We start from the raw sequence: 18,046 nt of genomic DNA, 5'->3' as shown, positions 1-18,046 counted from the left end.
CAATCATATGTCACTTGAAAACAAATTGGAACAAGCAACAGGCGTTGTCAAAGAAGGTTTTGGTAAAGTTACTGGAGACAGCAAGACAGAACTTGAAGGAGCTGTTGAAAAAACAGTTGCTAAGGCAAAAGACGTTGTAGAAGACGCTAAAGGTGCTGTAGAAGGTGCCGTTGAAGGTTTGAAAAACGTTTTTACTAAATAATAGTAAAAAATCAGGGGTTTTATTTTCCCTTGATTTTTTCTATTCTTATAAATAATTTTCTGCTACGGCTGCATCTCCTGGATAGGCTTCTTTCTTTCCTTGGACGATTTGGTAGCAATCAGCTCCCTTACCAGCAATAATGACAGCATCTAATTCGTGATTTGTGATAGCCATAGCTGCCTTGATGGCCTCTTGGCGATCCGCAATTTTTTCAACAGGATGATTGATGTAGCTACTGATTTCATCTGCAATGGCCATTGGGTCTTCATAGTTGGGGTCATCAGCAGTCAAAAAGACTTGAATCTCAGGATGTTGATTGAGGAGGAGGCCAAAGTTCTTACGACGACTTTCTCCCTTGTTTCCTGTTGAACCCAGAACCAAAGCAATCTTTCCAGTTTGATGAGTTTCAACCACATTGATGAGTTTTTTCAGACTATCCCCATTGTGGGCGTAATCGATGAATACCTTGGCTCCATTTTTCTGAGTCAGGACTTCCATACGACCAGGAACGCGGGTTGCAGCGATGCCTTTTTTGATGTCCTCAAGACTTGCTCCGAGACGGAGACAAGCAAGTCCAGCAGCAACTGCATTTTCTTGGTTGAAGTGACCGATGAGTTGGGTATCATAATCACCAGCGAGTTTACCTGTAGCTGAAAAGCTAAAGGCTTTGGAGTTCTCGATTTGATTGTCTGACTGACTACCATAGAAATCATGGTCTTGATCTGCCACCTGTTCTTTCAAGACTGAGAAGTGGTCCATGTCGCTGTTAATGATGACTGCTCGGCTATTTTCCATCAAGAGACGTTTGTGGTAGAAGTAGTCTTCAAAGCTAGGGTGTTCAATCGGGCCGATATGGTCGGGGCTGATATTGAGGAAAACTCCCACATCAAAGGTTAGACCATAGACACGTTTGACCAGATAGGCTTGACTGGAGACTTCCATGATGAGGTGGGTACGGTCATTTTGCACAGCTTGATGCATCATATCAAAGAGGTCAATACTTTCAGGGGTTGTCAATGCAGACTTAAAGAAAGTCTTGCCATCAAGAGTTGTATTCATGGTCGACAACATTGCAGGTCGATGCCCTTGAGATAAGATGTTATAAGCGAAATAGGCTGCTGTTGTCTTACCCTTGGTTCCAGTAAAGGCGAGGAGTTTGAGTTTTTCCTGTGGATTTCCATAAAATTCCATAGCAATCAAACTCATTGCTTTCTTAATGTCGTTCACGATAATGGCAGGAATACCAACCTCATAGTCCTTTTCAGCCACATACCAATCGAGACCTTGAGAGATAGCTGAAAGCAGAAATTCCTTCTTAAAGGCAGCACCCTTGACGAAAAAGAGGCTCTTTTCTTTGGCCTTGCGGCTGTCATAGCAGATAGTGTCAAATACGACATGGCTGTAGTTGTAGTGATAATGTCCTTGGTCGATAGTCTCGCGGAAGAGACCATCTTTCTTTAATATATCTAATACGGTTTCAATCTTAATCATACTTTCTATTGTAAACCGAAAGTCGCAAATTTACAAGTAACAAGGAAAAGTTTATAATGGAAGATAAGGAGTTTTTCCTAGTTATCAAAATTGAATGAGGAATCTATGTCGCACGAAAACAATCACCAGCAGGCCCAGATGTTACGGGGGACTGCTTGGCTAACGGCTAGTAACTTTATCAGTCGCCTACTCGGGGCTATTTACATTATCCCTTGGTACATCTGGATGGGGTCTTATGCAGCTACGGCAAATGGTCTCTTTACCATGGGCTACAATATCTATGCCTGGTTCTTGCTGGTTTCAACAGCAGGGATTCCAGTTGCGGTGGCCAAGCAAGTTGCCAAGTACAATACCATGAGAGAAGAGGAGCATAGCTTTGCCCTGATTCGGAGCTTTTTAGGCTTTATGACAGGACTAGGCCTGGTTTTTGCTTTAGTCTTGTATCTCTTTGCTCCTTGGCTAGCAGACTTGTCTGGCGTGGGCAAAGACTTGATCCCAATCATGCAAAGCTTGGCTTGGGGAGTCTTGATTTTCCCATCTATGAGTGTTATCCGAGGATTTTTCCAAGGGATGAATAACCTCAAACCTTATGCTATGAGTCAAATTGCTGAGCAGGTCATTCGTGTTATCTGGATGCTCCTAGCAACCTTTATCATTATGAAGCTTGGTTCAGGAGATTACCTAGCAGCCGTTACTCAATCCACTTTTGCTGCCTTTGTCGGCATGGTCGCCAGTTTTGCAGTCTTGATTTATTTCCTTGCCCAAGAAGGTTCACTCAAAAGAGTTTTTGAAACAGGAGATAAGATTAACAGTAAGCGTCTTTTGGTTGATACCATTAAGGAAGCCATTCCTTTTATCTTGACAGGGTCTGCCATCCAGCTCTTCCAGATTTTGGACCAGCTGACCTTTATCAATAGTATGAGCTGGTTTACCAACTACAGCAATGAGGACTTGGTTATCATGTTTTCTTATTTCTCAGCCAATCCTAATAAAATCACGATGATTTTGATTTCTGTTGGGGTTTCGATTGGGAGTGTAGGCTTGCCGCTTTTGACAGAAAACTATGTCAAGGGGGACTTGAAGGCAGCTTCTCGTCTCGTTCAGGACAGTCTCACCCTACTCTTTATGTTCTTGCTACCAGCAACGGTTGGAGTGGTTATGGTAGGAGAACCTCTTTATACAGTCTTCTATGGCAAGCCAGACAGTTTGGCTATGGGCTTATTTGTCTTTGCAGTTTTGCAGTCTATTATTTTAGGCTTGTACATGGTCTTGTCCCCCATGCTTCAAGCCATGTTCCGCAACCGCAAGGCCGTTCTCTATTTTATCTATGGTTCTATTGCCAAGCTGGTCTTGCAACTGCCTACCATCGCCCTTTTCCACAGTTATGGTCCCTTGATTTCAACAACCATCGCTCTTATCATTCCTAACGTCTTGATGTATCGGGATATTTGTAAAGTAACGGGTGTTAAGCGCAAGGTGATTGTGAAGCGAACCATTTTAATCAGTTTGCTGACCCTAGTCATGTTTCTGTTAATAGGAACCATCCAGTGGCTGTTAGGATTTTTCTTCCAACCAAGTGGACGTTTGTGGAGCTTCTTTTATGTAGCTCTTGTCGGTGCCATGGGGGGTGGACTCTACGGATTCATGAGTCTCTATACTCGTCTCTTAGATAAGGTTATTGGACAGGCCAAAGCTGCCCAGTTGCGAGCAAAATTTAAGTTTTCTTAAGATAGCATTTATAAATAAAAGGAATAAGTTGAACAATCTTTTAGGAGAACTTGAAACTTATTCCTTTTTTTAGCGTCAAAACAGCTAAAATTATCTTTTAAGAGTAGAAGATGAGGCCTTTTTCGATTTTTTTGGACAAAAACATTGACTAAACAAACTAAACGTTGTATAATAAAACAAATCTTTAAATCAGGAGGTTCTGGAAATGAAAAAGTCTAAGAGCAAATATCTAACCTTGGCAGGTCTTGTCCTGGGTACAGGAATTTTATTGAGCGCGTGTGGAAATTCTAGCACAGGATCAAAAAACTATAACTATGTTTATTCAAGTGATCCATCTAGTTTGAACTATCTAGCAGAAAACCGCGCAACAACAAATGATATTGTGACCAACCTGGTAGATGGTCTCATGGAAAATGACCAATATGGGAACTATGTGCCATCCTTGGCAGAGGATTGGAGTGTTTCTAAGGACGGTTTGACCTATACCTACAAACTTCGTAAGGATGCCAAGTGGTTTACTTCTGAGGGAGAAGAATATGCTCCTGTAACTGCCCAAGATTTTGTGACAGGTTTGCAATATGCGGCTGATAAAAAATCAGAAGCCTTGTATCTAGTGCAGGACTCTGTTGCAGGTTTGGATGACTATATCACTGGTAAAACAAGCGACTTTTCAACTGTCGGTGTCAAGGCTCTTGATGACCAAACGGTTCAATACACCTTGGCTCGACCAGAACCTTACTGGAACTCAAAAACGACATCAACCATTCTTTTCCCAGTCAATGCGGATTTCCTAAAATCAAAAGGGGATGATTTTGGCAAGGTAGACCCTGCTAATATTTTGTACAGTGGACCTTTCTTGATGAAAGCTTTTGTTTCAAAATCTGTCATCGAATACAAGAAAAATCCTAACTACTGGGATGCTAAAAATGTCTTTGTAGATGATGTTAAATTGACCTACTATGATGGTAGTGACCAAGATGCTCTTGTTCGTAATTTTACAGACGGAGCCTATAGCTACGCTCGTCTCTATCCAAATAGTTCAAGTTTTGAAGGGATTAAAGAAAAATACAAAGATGATATCATCTACAGTATGCAGACTGCTACGTCTTATTACTGGAATTTTAACCTAGATAGACAAGCTTATAAATTTACTTCTAAGACGACCGACATTGAAAAGAAATCAACTCAGGAAGCAGTTCTTAATAAAAACTTCCGTCAAGCTATTAACTTTGCCTATGATCGTACAGCCTATGGGGCTCAAACTCAGGGAGAAGACGGAGCGACTAAGATTTTGCGTAACTTGGTTGTTCCTCCAACCTTTGTCAGTATCAAGGGAAAAGACTTTGGTGAAGTAGTAGCCTCTAAGATGGTCAATTATGGTAAGGAATGGCAAGGTATCAACTTTGCGGATGGTCAAGATCCTTATTACAATCCTGAGAAAGCCAAGGCTAAATTTGCTGAGGCCAAGAAAGAGCTAGAAGCTAAGGGAGTTCAATTCCCTATTCATTTGGATGCGACAGTTGACCAAGCTTCTAAGAAGGGGATTCAAGAAGTAAGCTCTATGAAGCAATCTATTGAAGCAGCTTTAGGTACGGAGAACGTCGTTATTGATATCCAACAGTTATCAACAGAGGACTATCATAACTCAAGTTACTTTGCTCAAACAGCAGCTCAAAAAGATTATGACCTCTACAATGGTGGTTGGAGTGCGGACTATCTCGATCCGTCTAGCTATCTTGATATCTTTAGTGTCAAGAATGGTGGGGTTTTACAAAATCTTGGAATAGAGCCTGGTGAAGACAATGACAAGGCTAAGGCGGTTGGACTTGATACCTACACTCAAATGTTGGAAGAAGCTAATAAGGAACAAGATCCAGCCAAACGTTATGAGAAATATGCTGATATTCAAGCTTGGTTGGTAGATAGTTCTCTAGCGATTCCAAATGTTTCATTAGGTGGAACACCTGGATTGAGAAAACTCGTTCCTTTCTCAGCACCTTATTCATTGGCTGGTAATAAAGGGGTTGAATCCTATAAATACCTCAAAGTACAAGATAAGACAGTCACAACAGACGAATATGAAAAAGCTAAAGAAAAATGGCTGAAAGAAAAAGAAGAATCCAATAAAAAAGCCCAAGAAGAATTGGCAAAACATGTCAAATAAGGATTTTTCAAGAAAAACGATGGTTTCGAAGGAAGCTGTCGTTTTTTAATAGAATGATAGTAAATTTGGAAGAAAAATCTCACATTTTTTTCTTTGTTTCTTGAGTTTATGTTATAATGAATATAACATAAATGTGAGACGCTATTTTCGAAAATCTACCCAATGTTGATTGAAGTATGCATATGCTAGGGTAATGTTATAGGAGGGATGCCGTCTACTGAAAAAGTAAGATAAAACGCAACAAATGATAAGTTCTTCTTTTATGTGAAGAGTTCTTATCTGCCTATTTAGTGATTTTTATGAAGGTATCATCATGGGCGCGATTATGGAATTTGCGACAGAAAAACAGATTGCATCCTTTCTCTCAACTTGCCGCATTGAAGGGCAAAAGAATTTTCTGATGGCTTTCAAGAAAAAGACATGGTTGAAATCCTTTATTGATTTTTTCATTATAGGTGGTTCCTACTATGTTCAGTCGAGTGTGAAGCCTAAAATTCTGGCATTCACACCTAAGGGGATTTTCTTGATGGACATCAGTGATATAACTGAAAATCGTTCTAATCAAGTCGTAGAGATGCCTTGGAATCAAGTTCAAGATTTTACTTATAAGCCAGTCTTGAATACAGTTAGGCTGAACTGGAACTATCAAAATGAAGCCTATATTTTTTCTGTGGATGTTGGTCAGATTAGTCAGCATGTAGGTCAGTATCAATTTAACAAAGAGCATTATGACTATTTAGTCAAACAGGATTTCTTTCAGTCTAAGTAAGCCCTAGCAAGGATTTTCACAAAAGAATCTGGAAGCTTTTCTGGATTCTTTTTAGTTTTACTAGCTAGTACTCAATGAAAATCAAAGAGCAAACTAGGAAGCTAGCCGCAGGTTGCTCAAAACAGTGTTTTGAGGTTGTAGATAAGACTGACGAAGTCAGCTCAAAACACGGTTTTGAGGTTGCAGATAGAACTGACGAAGTCAGTAACATATATACGGTAAGGCGACGCTGACGTGGTTTGAAGAGATTTTCGAAGAGTATAAGTCTATAGTTTTAAACTATAGCTAGCTCTTGAAAAGAAGAAAATGAGTTGATGAAAATAAGTGGTACAATAGTTACTATAGATTTGGAGGTATTGTATGAGCAAGGAATTACACATTAACACAATTTTGGCCCAGGCGGGCATTAAGTCAGATGAAGCGACAGGTGCATTGGTGACACCGCTCCATTTTTCAACGACCTATCAGCATCCAGAGTTTGGTCGATCTACTGGGTTTGACTATACGCGCACTAAAAATCCAACTCGTAGTAAGGCTGAGGAAGTTTTGGCGGCTATTGAGTCAGCAGACTATGCCCTAGCTACTAGCTCAGGGATGTCAGCTATTGTACTGGCCTTTAGCGTCTTTCCAGTAGGAAGTAAGGTCTTGGCAGTGCGTGATCTTTACGGTGGTTCTTTTCGCTGGTTTAACCAAGTGGAGCAGGAAGGTCGTTTCCATTTTACCTATGCCAATACAGAAGAAGAGTTGATTGCCGAGTTAGAAAAGGATGTGGATGTTCTCTATATCGAAACCCCAACCAATCCCTTAATGTTGGAATTTGATATCGAAAAACTAGCAAAATTGGCTCATGCTAAGGGTGCCAAAGTGGTGGTGGACAATACCTTCTATAGCCCTATCTACCAACGTCCGATTGAAGATGGAGCAGATATCGTTCTCCATTCAGCAACCAAGTATCTAGCAGGCCACAATGATGTCTTAGCTGGAGTGGTTGTGACCAATAGTTTAGAACTATACGAGAAGCTTTTTTACAATCTCAATACAACAGGGGCAGTCTTGTCCCCATTTGACAGCTACCAGTTGCTTCGTGGTCTCAAGACCTTGTCTCTTCGTATGGAGCGTTCAACAGCTAACGCCCAAGAAGTGGTTGCCTTTTTGAAGGATTCTCCAGCAGTTAAGGAAGTTCTCTACACTGGTCGTGGAGGCATGATTTCCTTTAAAGTAGCCGATGAAACACGCATTCCTCATATTTTGAACAGTCTCAAGGTCTTCTCTTTTGCGGAAAGTTTGGGTGGAGTGGAAAGTCTTATTACTTATCCAACGACTCAAACTCATGCTGATATTCCAGCAGAAGTACGCCATTCTTATGGTTTGACAGATGACCTCTTGCGTTTGTCTATTGGGATTGAGGATGCTAGAGATTTGATTGCAGATTTGCGCCAAGCTTTAGAAGGATAAGACAAAGATGGGAAAATATGATTTTACAAGCCTGCCCAACCGTTTAGGGCACCATACCTATAAATGGAAAGAAACAGAAACGGATAGTGAAGTTCTACCAGCTTGGATAGCGGATATGGACTTTGTGGTCTTGCCTGAAATCCGCCAAGCCGTGCAAACTTACGCAGACCAACTGGTTTATGGTTATACCTATGCCAGTGAAGACTTAATTAAGGAAGTTCAAAAGTGGGAAGCTACACAATACGGTTACAACTTTGACAAAGAGGCTCTTGTTTTTATCGAGGGTGTGGTACCAGCCATCTCAACAGCTATTCAAACCTTTACAAAAGAAGGCGAGGCGGTTTTAATTAACACGCCTGTCTACCCACCCTTTGCTCGCAGTGTCAAGTTGAACAATCGTAGATTGATTACTAATTCCTTAGTGGAAAAGGATGGTCTGTTTGAGATTGACTTTGACCAACTTGAAAAGGATTTGGTGGAAGAGGAGGTTAAACTCTATATTCTTTGCAACCCTCACAATCCTGGTGGACGTGTTTGGGAAAAAGAAGTGTTGGAGAAGATTGGCCAACTCTGCCAAAAACACGGTGTTTTGTTAGTTTCAGATGAGATTCACCAAGATTTGACCCTCTTTGGTCACAAACACCAGTCTTTCAATACCATCAATCCTGATTTTAAAGAATTTGCTATCGTCTTGAGCAGTGCCACTAAAACCTTTAACATTGCTGGGACAAAAAATTCCTATGCAGTCATTGAAAATCCTAAGTTGAGACTGGCTTTCCAGAAACGCCTGTTGGCCAATAATCAGCATGAAATTTCAGGCTTGGGTTATTTGGCGACAGAAGCTGCCTATCGATACGGTAAAGATTGGCTAGAGGAACTCAAGCAAGTCTTTGAAGATCACATCAATTATGTGGTGGATCTATTTGGAAAAGAGACTAAAATCAAGGTCATGAAACCGCAAGGTACCTACTTGATTTGGCTTGACTTTTCAGCCTATGACCTGACTGATGAAACATTGCAAGAGTTGTTGAGAAATGAAGCCAAGGTTATCCTTAACCGTGGTTTGGATTTTGGAGAGGAAGGAAGTCTCCATGCCCGCATCAATATAGCCATGCCCAAATCTCTGTTGCAAGAAGTCTGTCAGCGGATTGTGGCTACTTTTGCCAAACGTTAAAAATCCATCCTTCTAGGAGAAAAGTCTTCCTAGAAGGCTATTTTCATAGGCGAAAATATGGTATAATAAAAAGATAAGGTAAAGGTGAAAATATGGCTAAATTGATTCCGGGGAAAGTTCGTATCGAAGGTGTTGCCCTTTATGAAACTGGTAAGGTTGATATCATCAAGGAAAAGAACAATCGGCTCTATGCTCGCGTTGCAGAAGAAGAACTGCGCTATAGTTTAGAGGATGATTTGGTTTTTTGTGCCTGTAATTTTTTTCAAAAGAGGGGCTACTGTGTGCATTTGGCAGCGCTAGAGCATTTTCTGAAAAATGATGAGCGTGGTCAGGAAATCTTGTGGAGTCTGGAAGAAGGTCATGAAGAAAAAGAGGCCGTTGAAACCAAGGTGACCTTGGGTGGCAAGTTTTTGGATCGAATTTTATCTCTAAAATCAGAATGCGCCTATGAGTTATCAGCTGTGGGTCAGGTGGAAGCAGGAACCAATCATATCTTGTGGACTCTGAGAATCGGCCAAATCAATAGCCAAAAATACTATGTCATTCGGGATATTCCACTTTTTTTAAGGATTGTCGAGCAGAGAAAGTCGTATATGATTGGCAAGATTTATGAGGAGTCTCTTTCTTGGGAAGCTTTTGATGATGCCAGCCAAGAACTTTTGACTTTCTTGCACGGACTAACGGAGGAAGGGCTGGTTCCAGACCTCTTTTTCCAAAACCAGGGTCGGCACCTCTTTTTCCCTCTGACCTTTTTTGAGCAGGGTGTGAATTTACTGATGGCCTTGCCCCATTTTCAATTTGACCATCAAGTGGATAGCTACCAAACCCTGCTTTTTCAGGATATGCATGCTGATGCCAATCTATTTGCCTTTACAGTAACAGAATACTCGGACTATTTTGAAATGGAAATCAGTGAGAGTCCTAGGGTCAATGTCTTTTATCAGGGAGCAGTACTTTTCCATAAAGGTCAGGTTTATTTTTTAACAGACCAGCAGATGCGTCTTCTCAAGGAAATTAAAGTGTTACCTGTGGGTCAACAAGGAAAGAAATACCTGCAATTTGATAGCAGTGATCGAGACAAATTGGCCTCCTGTCTGACTCTTTTTATCCAGATGGGTACCGTTTCAGCTCCAGAACGTCTACAAATCAAAACTTTTGCGCCCTCTTTTTACTTTGACAGGGAAGAAGATAATCGGATTCGTTTAGAAATTCAGTTTGATTATGGAAATAGACAGGTATCTAGCCGACAAGAGCTAGAAGAATTACCATTTTCAAGTGACACGGACTTAGAAGAAAGAATTTTCCAGGTCTGTTTGGCTGCGGGCTTTGAAGCCGATTTTCAATCTTGGCGTCAGGCCTTAAAAGCGGAGTCTGTCTATCATTTTTTTCATGATATCATTCCAGTCTTTGAAAAACTCGGGCATGTTGACCTATCAGATAAACTAGAAGAGCTTTATAGCCTAGCGAGTCCTCAGGTGCAGATTGCCTCCAAGGGAGGTCTCTTGGAAATCCAGTTTGATTTTCAAGATATTGCCCAGGAGGAAATCGACCAAGCCATGCAGGCCTTGGTTGCCAATCAAGATTTTTATATTGATTCGTCCAATCAAGTCTACTTTTTCGATGAAGAAACCAAGAACATTCGCCAAAATCTACAGGAACTGGGGCAATTTGAATTAAAAGATGGGACCTTGCAGGCTCGGAAATCCTTGACCTACAGTTTAGCTCATCTCTTTGAAGGGCGAGACCGTGTTTCTTTTTCACAAGAATTCCAGAATCTGGCCCAGGATTTGACGCATCCAGAGGACTTTCCTTTGCAAGCAACTCAGGTTCAGGCTGACTTGCGAGATTATCAGGAAAAGGGAATTGGCTGGTTGCAGATGCTCCATCATTATGGTTTTGGTGGGATTTTGGCTGATGATATGGGACTTGGGAAAACCCTTCAGACCATTGCTTTTTTGACTAGTCAAGTGACAAAAGAAAGTCGGGTTTTGATTCTCGCTCCGTCAGGTTTGATTTACAACTGGGCAGATGAGTTTCAGAAATTTGCTCCACAGTTGGATGTGGCTGTTGTTCATGGTTTGAAAGCAAGTCGTGAGGAGATTCTTGCCGAGAGCCATCAAATCTATGTGACGAGCTATGCCACCTTCCGTCAGGACAGTGAGTTTTATCAGGGGATGGCCTTTGACTTCCTTTTCTTAGATGAGGCTCAGGTCATGAAAAATGCCCAGACCAAGATTGCCCAGACCTTGAGACAATTTGTGGTGCCGTCGGTCTTTGCCTTGTCAGGAACTCCGATTGAAAACCATCTGGGTGAGTTGTGGTCTATTTTCCAAATCGTCATGCCCGGACTTTTGCCAAGCAAGAAAGAATTTATGAAATTGCCAGCAGAGCGAGTGGCTCAGTTTATCAAGCCTTTCGTGATGCGACGCAAGAAAGAAGAAGTTCTGACTGAATTGCCAGACTTGATTGAGGTGGTTTATAAAAATGAACTGGAAGACCAGCAAAAGGCTATTTACCTTGCCCAGTTACAACAGATGCGAGACCATCTGGCTCAAGTGTCAGAACAGGAATTTCAGCGAAGTCGTGTGGAAATTTTATCTGGTTTGATGCGCTTGCGTCAAATATGTGACACTCCTGCCCTGTTTATGGAAGATTATCAGGGAGCCAGCGGTAAACTAGATAGTCTCCGAGACCTACTGGTACAAGTGGCAGACGGCGGACACCGTGTCTTGATTTTCTCTCAGTTCAAGGGAATGTTGGAGAGAATTGAACAAGAACTGCCAGACTTGGGCATGACATCTTTTAAAATTACGGGTTCAACCCCAGCCAAGGAAAGACAAGACATGACCAAGGCCTTTAATCAAGGGGAAAGAGATGCCTTTCTGATTTCCCTCAAGGCTGGTGGTGTCGGTCTGAATCTGACAGGTGCTGATACGGTTATCTTGGTTGACCTTTGGTGGAATCCTGCGGTGGAAGCGCAAGCTATTGGCCGTGCCCATCGGATGGGTCAGGAAGAAACGGTTGAGGTTTATCGCTTAGTGACCAGGGGAACCATTGAAGAAAAAATTCAGGAACTCCAAGAACAAAAGAAACATCTGGTGTCACAAGTGTTGGATGGAACAGAGTCACGTGGCAGTCTCAGCCTAGCAGAAATTAGAGAAATTTTGGGGATTTCTGAAGCCAGCACTTGAAAAATCAAGACAATACGCTATAATGAAGTGTTGAAAGGAAATAGAAAATGAAACAAGAACGATTTCCATTGGTGTCAGATGACGAGGTCATGTTGACTGAAATGCCAGTCATGAACTTGTATGATGAGTCTGATCTGATCAGTAATATCAAGGGTGAGTATCGAGATAAAAATTATTTAGAATGGGCTCCTATTGCTGAAGAAAAACCAGTAAAACCGATTGAAAAGCAAGTCGAGAAACCTAAAAAAGCTCCTTTAGGGGTTAAAAAAGAAGGAAAGAGCTATGCGGAGGTGGCGCGTGAAGAAGCGCGTGCGGACTTGAAAAAGAAACGCTCTGCTAACTATCTAACTCAGGATTTCAGCCGTGCGAGACGTCATTCTAAATCAGGCCTTGTTAGACAGGGCAATCAACCGACAGCGCCTTTCCAAAAGGAAAATCCTGGTGAATTTGTCAAATATAGTCAAAAATTGACCCAGTCTCATTACATCTTGGCAGAAGAAGTTCATTCTATCCCTACCAAGAATGAAGAAGTATCAGCACCTGCTCCAAAGAAAAACAACTATGATTTTCTAAAGAAGAGCCAAATCTACAATAAAAAAAGTAAACAAACAGAACAAGAACGTCGGGTTGCCCAAGAGTTGAATCTGACAAGAATTACAGAATAGGGGAGAAAACATGCCAAAGACATATCATTTTATCGGGATTAAGGGATCAGGGATGAGTGCCTTGGCCTTGATGTTGCACCAAATGGGTCATAAGGTACAGGGATCAGATGTTGAAAAATACTACTTTACCCAACGTGGTCTTGAGCAGGCAGGGATTACTATTCTTCCTTTTGATGAAAAGAACCTAGACGGTGATATGGAAATTATCGCTGGAAATGCCTTTCGTCCAGATAACAACGTCGAAATTGCCTATGCGGACCAAAATGGTATCAGCTACAAACGTTATCATGAATTTCTAGGTAGCTTTATGCGTGACTTTGTCAGCATGGGAGTAGCAGGAGCGCATGGAAAAACTTCAACGACAGGTATGTTGTCACACGTCTTGTCTCACATTACAGATACCAGCTTCTTGATTGGGGATGGGACCGGTCGTGGTTCGGCCAATGCCAAATATTTTGTCTTTGAATCTGACGAATATGAGCGCCATTTCATGCCTTACCACCCAGAATACTCTATCATCACCAACATTGACTTTGACCATCCAGACTATTTCACAAGTCTAGAGGATGTTTTCAATGCCTTTAATGACTATGCCAAACAAATTACCAAGGGTCTTTTTGTCTATGGTGAAGATGCTGAATTGCGTAAGATTACAGCCAATGCTCCGATTTATTATTATGGTTTTGAAGCAGAAGGTAATGACTTTGTAGCTAGCGATCTTCTTCGTTCAACAACTGGTTCAACCTTTACCGTTCATTTCTGTGGACAAGAATTGGGTCAATTCCACATCCCAACCTTTGGTCGTCACAATATCATGAATGCGACAGCCGTTATTGGTCTTCTTTACACAGCAGGATTTGATTTGAACTTGGTGCGTGAGCACTTGAAAACATTTGCCGGTGTTAAGCGTCGTTTCACTGAGAAAATTGTCAATGACACAGTGATTATCGATGATTTTGCCCACCATCCAACAGAAATTATTGCGACCTTGGATGCGGCTCGTCAGAAATACCCAAGCAAGGAAATTGTAGCAGTCTTCCAACCGCATACCTTTACAAGAACCATTGCCTTGTTAGATGACTTTGCCCACGCTTTGAATCAAGCGGATGCTGTTTATTTAGCGCAAATCTATGGGTCAGCTCGTGAGGTAGACCATGGAGATGTCAAGGTAGAAGACCTAGCCAACAAAATCAACAAAAAACACCAAGTGATCACTGTTGAAAATGTTTCTCCACTCCTAGACCATGACAATGCTGTCTATGTCTTTATGGGAGCAGGAGACATCCAAACCTATGAATACTCATTTGAGCGTCTCTTGTCTAATTTGACAAGTAATGTTCAATAGGATGTTCTCATGGAAATTCCAATTAAGATTATTCAGGCGAGTCAGTCTGATTTGGCTGAGGTAGTGGCACTTCAGGCCACATCTTTTCCAGCTGAAAAGCAGCAACCTTCCCATATTTTAGAAGAAAGTATCCGTAAGAGTGCGGATACCTTTCTTCTAGCTAGGGATGAAAATCAACTTTTAGGCTATATTCTATCAAGTCCTCAGTCAGACAAACCGCAATGTCTAAAAGTAGATTCTTTAGTTATTGAGTCTGACCATCAGAGACAGGGCTTGGGAACGCTTCTTCTTGCAGCCTTAAAAGAGGTGGCAGTTGAACTGGATTACAAAGGGATTCGTTTGAAGAGTCCTGATGAGCTGCTTTCCTATTTTGAAATGAACGGTTTTATCGATGAAGAAACTTCGCTTTATGCAACTAGCCAGGGTTTTAGTATGATTTGGTTTAATCCCTTTTATCTGGAGGCACAATGAAGATCAGACAAGCAAGATTAGAAGATTTGGATCGTATCGTTGAGATTGAACTAGAAAATTTCTCGATTGAAGAAGCCATTCCTCGCTCTGTTTTTGAGGCACATTTGAGAGAAATTCAGACCTCTTTTCTGGTTGCGGAAAAAGAAGGCAGAATCATGGGGTATATAGAAGGACCAGTTGGCCCCCACCGTCATCTGCAAGACCAGTCCTTTACAGAGGAGATAGAAGACTATGGTCATGAGCGGGGTGGCTATATCTCTGTGACCTGTCTTTCTATTGCCAAGGAGGCACAGGGCCTCGGACTAGGTCAGAAATTGCTGACAGCCTTGAAAGAAGTTGCTCTTGAAGATAAGAGAGATGGCATTAACCTAACCTGTCATGACTATCTCATCGCCTACTATGAAAAGCACGGATTTGTCAACGAAGGCCAGTCCCAGTCAACCTTTGCAGGGGAAACCTGGTATGATATGGTCTGGGAAATGAAAAAATAAGCTAGGAAAAGCATCATAGGTTGCTTTTCTTGGACTTTTAAGATATAATATTATGGATTGTCAACGAGGAGGAAAAACTTTTGAGTGAAAAGTCAAGAGAAGAAGAGAAATTAAGCTTTAAAGAGCAGATTCTGAGAGATTTAGAAAAAGTAAAAGGCTATGATGAAGTTCTGAAAGAAGATGAGGCAGTAGTTCGCACTCCTGCAAATGAACCTTCAGCTGAAGAACTCATGGCTGATTCCTTGTCAACGGTAGAGGAGATTATGAGAAAAGCTCCTACCGTGCCTACTCACCCAAGTCAAGATGTACCTTCTTCTCCAGCGGAAGAAAGTGGTTCAAGACCAGGACCAGGTCCAGGTCCTGTTAGACCTAAGAAATTTGAAAGAGAATACAATGAAACCCCAACAAGGGTAGCTGTTTCCTATAAGACGGCAGAGAAAAAAGCAGAACAAGCAGGTCCAGAAACACCTACGCCTGCTACAGAAACAGTGGATATCATCAGCGATACACCACGTCGTAGCCGTAGAGAAGGAGCAAAACCCGTTAAGTCTACGAAAGAGAAGAAGTCACATGTGAAAGCTTTTGTGATTTCATTCCTTGTATTCCTTGCCTTGCTCTCAGCAGGTGGTTACTTTGGTTACCAGTACGTGCTAGATTCTTTGTTACCTATCGATGCTAATTCTAAGAAATATGTGACGGTTGGAATTCCAGAAGGTTCAAACGTTCAAGAAATCGGTACGACGCTTGAAAAAGCTGGTTTGGTAAAGCATGGTCTGATTTTTAGCTTTTATGCCAAGTATAAAAATTATACCGACTTGAAAGCGGGTTACTACAATTTGCAAAAGAGTATGAGTACAGAAGACTTACTCAAAGAGTTGCAAAAAGGTGGAACAGATGAACCGCAAGAACCTGTACTTGCGACTTTGACAATTCCAGAAGGTTATACCTTGGATCAGATTGCACAAGCTGTGGGTCAATTGGAAGGTGACTTCAAAGAGTCTTTGACAGCGGAGGCTTTCTTGGCAAAAGTTCAAGATGAGACGTTTATCAGTCAAGCAGTAGCCAAATATCCTACTTTATTGGAAAGTTTGCCTGCAAAAGATAGTGGTGCGCGTTATCGTTTGGAAGGATACCTTTTCCCAGCTACTTATTCTATCAAGGAAAGCACAACTGTTGAGAGCTTGATTGATGAGATGTTAGCTGCTATGGATAAGAACCTATCTCCTTACTATAGTACTATCAAATCTAAAAACTTGACTGTCAATGAGTTGTTGACCATTGCTTCCTTGGTCGAAAAAGAAGGTGCCAAGACAGAAGATCGTAAGCTCATTGCAGGTGTATTCTACAATCGTTTGAATCGTGATATGCCACTTCAAAGTAATATTGCAATCTTGTATGCCCAAGGAAAACTGGGGCAAAATATCAGCTTAGCTGAGGATGTTGCGATTGATACCAACATTGATTCACCTTATAATGTTTATAAAAATGTAGGTCTCATGCCTGGTCCAGTCGATAGTCCAAGTCTGGATGCGATTGAGTCAAGCATCAATCAAACTAAGAGCGATAACCTCTACTTTGTAGCAGATGTCACAGAAGGCAAGGTCTACTATGCTAATAATCAAGAAGACCACGATCGCAATGTCGCTGAACATGTCAACAGCAAATTAAACCAAACAAACTAAAATTATGTGATACTTCACATAATTTTCTTTAGAAAATATTATTAGAAGAAAGTTGAGAAAAATGGCAGAAAAAACATATCCTATGACCCTTGAGGAAAAGGAAAAACTTGAAAAAGAATTAGAAGAATTGAAATTGGTTCGTCGACCAGAAGTGGTAGAACGCATTAAGATTGCCCGTTCATACGGTGACCTTTCAGAAAACAGTGAGTACGAAGCAGCTAAGGATGAACAAGCCTTTGTCGAAGGACAAATCTCTAGCTTAGAAACAAAAATCCGCTATGCTGAAATCGTCAATAGCGACGCAGTTGCCCAGGACGAAGTAGCGATTGGTAAAACAGTCACCATCCAAGAAATTGGTGAGGACGAAGAAGAAGTTTATATTATCGTAGGTTCAGCGGGTGCGGATGCCTTTGCAGGTAAAGTTTCAAATGAAAGCCCAATTGGACAAGCCTTGATTGGCAAGAAAACAGGTGATACAGCAACCATTGAAACGCCTGTTGGTAGCTATGATGTAAAAATCTTGAAGGTTGAAAAAACAGCCTAAAAACAGAAAAAGGAGTGGGGAGGCGATGTACTTCACTCACTCCTTTTTCCATTTTGCTACTCTTCGAAAATCTCTTCAAACCACGTCAGCGTCGCCTTGCCGTATATATGGTTACTGACTTCGTCAGTTCTATCTACAACCTCAAAACCATGTTTTAATACTCATCTACTTTCAAAAAGCATTCTAGTCCATCTCCGATTAACGATGGACGTTATCACCTCCTTCTCCAGTCCTTGTATAACATCTTGAAGTTGATTCATGACATCTTTCAAAGTTCGAAAGGCTTTATTCTTAAATCCACGTTTACGAATCTCTTTCCACACTTGTTCAATGGGGTTCATCTCTGGTGTGTATGGAGGAATAAAGGTAAAGCCAATATTAGTCGGAATCTTTAAGGTACTTGATTTATGCCATATGGCATTGTCCATAACGAGTAAAAGATAATCATCTGGATAAGCTTGTGAAAGCTCTTCTAAAAAGGCGTTCATCCACTCAGTATGACATCCACCAGCGATTAAGAAAAATGATTCGCCTGTATGGGCATCAACAGCTCCATAACAATAGCAAAATTCTCGTATATAGTGACTATGGACATGTGAACCTACTCCCATTGGAGCCCAACAAGATCCCAGTTTACTGATTCTACCGAAACCAGCCTCATCTTGGTACATCAA

General features: G+C 41.4%; 16 protein-coding genes. 14 read left to right on the top strand and 2 right to left on the bottom strand.

Translation table 11 applies throughout. The features are described 5' to 3' along the window. The first annotated feature begins 7 nt into the window (after nucleotides 1-7). Complete coding sequence (locus tag HT715_RS00525; protein WP_000051203.1) at nucleotides 8-202, top strand: CsbD family protein; 195 nt, start codon at nucleotides 8-10, stop codon at nucleotides 200-202. Between the two features lie 45 nt (nucleotides 203-247). On the opposite strand, the gene HT715_RS00520 is transcribed toward HT715_RS00525, so the two are convergent. Further along, the gene (locus tag HT715_RS00520) at nucleotides 248-1,693 is read right to left on the bottom strand and encodes a UDP-N-acetylmuramoyl-L-alanyl-D-glutamate--L-lysine ligase (RefSeq protein WP_138706464.1); all 1,446 of its coding nucleotides are present in this window, start codon (nucleotides 1,691-1,693) and stop codon (nucleotides 248-250) included. A gap of 105 nt (nucleotides 1,694-1,798) precedes the next feature. On the opposite strand from HT715_RS00520, the gene HT715_RS00515 reads away from it, so the two are divergent. The 13 genes from HT715_RS00515 to greA all read left to right on the top strand — a co-directional run bounded on the left by HT715_RS00515 (nucleotide 1,799) and on the right by greA (nucleotide 17,372). Continuing rightward, entirely contained in the window at nucleotides 1,799-3,421 is a 1,623-nt protein-coding gene (locus tag HT715_RS00515; protein WP_138707383.1) for a polysaccharide biosynthesis protein, read from the top strand. Between the two features lie 205 nt (nucleotides 3,422-3,626). After that, a complete protein-coding gene (locus HT715_RS00510) occupies nucleotides 3,627-5,585 on the top strand; it encodes a peptide ABC transporter substrate-binding protein (RefSeq protein ID WP_172922783.1) in 1,959 nt (652 codons plus the stop codon). A 313-nt stretch (nucleotides 5,586-5,898) separates the two neighbouring features. Beyond that, nucleotides 5,899-6,354, top strand: coding sequence for a hypothetical protein (locus HT715_RS00505; protein WP_000500945.1), 456 nt, complete (start codon nucleotides 5,899-5,901; stop codon nucleotides 6,352-6,354). Between the two features lie 74 nt (nucleotides 6,355-6,428). Then, nucleotides 6,429-6,587 carry a hypothetical protein gene (locus tag HT715_RS11715; protein ID WP_050208363.1) on the top strand — a complete coding sequence of 53 codons (159 nt, stop codon included), beginning with the start codon at nucleotides 6,429-6,431 and terminating at the stop codon, nucleotides 6,585-6,587. Nucleotides 6,588-6,714: 127 nt separating this feature from the next. Further along, nucleotides 6,715-7,809, top strand: a complete 1,095-nt coding sequence (locus tag HT715_RS00495) for a cystathionine gamma-synthase (RefSeq protein ID WP_000031966.1) — start codon at nucleotides 6,715-6,717, stop codon at nucleotides 7,807-7,809. Nucleotides 7,810-7,816: 7 nt separating this feature from the next. Continuing rightward, a complete protein-coding gene (locus HT715_RS00490; protein ID WP_138701211.1) occupies nucleotides 7,817-8,983 on the top strand; it encodes a MalY/PatB family protein in 1,167 nt (388 codons plus the stop codon). 92 nt (nucleotides 8,984-9,075) lie between these two features. After that, a complete protein-coding gene (locus HT715_RS00485) occupies nucleotides 9,076-12,174 on the top strand; it encodes a DEAD/DEAH box helicase (RefSeq protein WP_138701210.1) in 3,099 nt (1,032 codons plus the stop codon). Nucleotides 12,175-12,221: 47 nt separating this feature from the next. Then, a complete protein-coding gene (locus HT715_RS00480) occupies nucleotides 12,222-12,839 on the top strand; it encodes a cystathionine gamma-synthase (protein WP_138701209.1) in 618 nt (205 codons plus the stop codon). A 10-nt stretch (nucleotides 12,840-12,849) separates the two neighbouring features. Next, a complete protein-coding gene (gene murC, locus HT715_RS00475) occupies nucleotides 12,850-14,184 on the top strand; it encodes a UDP-N-acetylmuramate--L-alanine ligase (RefSeq protein ID WP_138699457.1) in 1,335 nt (444 codons plus the stop codon). 9 nt (nucleotides 14,185-14,193) lie between these two features. After that, a complete protein-coding gene (locus HT715_RS00470; protein WP_138699458.1) occupies nucleotides 14,194-14,655 on the top strand; it encodes a GNAT family N-acetyltransferase in 462 nt (153 codons plus the stop codon). Further along, complete coding sequence (locus HT715_RS00465; protein WP_138699459.1) at nucleotides 14,652-15,146, top strand: N-acetyltransferase; 495 nt, start codon at nucleotides 14,652-14,654, stop codon at nucleotides 15,144-15,146. The genes HT715_RS00470 and HT715_RS00465 overlap by 4 nt, the downstream gene beginning before the upstream one ends. A gap of 80 nt (nucleotides 15,147-15,226) precedes the next feature. Then, nucleotides 15,227-16,828, top strand: a complete 1,602-nt coding sequence (gene mltG / locus HT715_RS00460; protein WP_172922782.1) for an endolytic transglycosylase MltG — start codon at nucleotides 15,227-15,229, stop codon at nucleotides 16,826-16,828. 61 nt (nucleotides 16,829-16,889) lie between these two features. Continuing rightward, a complete protein-coding gene (gene greA, locus HT715_RS00455; RefSeq protein WP_000818760.1) occupies nucleotides 16,890-17,372 on the top strand; it encodes a transcription elongation factor GreA in 483 nt (160 codons plus the stop codon). A gap of 161 nt (nucleotides 17,373-17,533) precedes the next feature. Here greA and HT715_RS00450 read toward each other — a convergent pair. Then, nucleotides 17,534-18,046: IS630 family transposase (locus tag HT715_RS00450; RefSeq protein WP_172922781.1), on the bottom strand; the 513-nt coding region annotated here is incomplete at its 5' end.

Source organism: Streptococcus sp. 4155 (assembly GCF_013276695.1).
GTDB lineage: Bacteria > Bacillota > Bacilli > Lactobacillales > Streptococcaceae > Streptococcus > Streptococcus pseudopneumoniae.
This window is presented reverse-complemented; position numbering and strand designations above follow the sequence as displayed.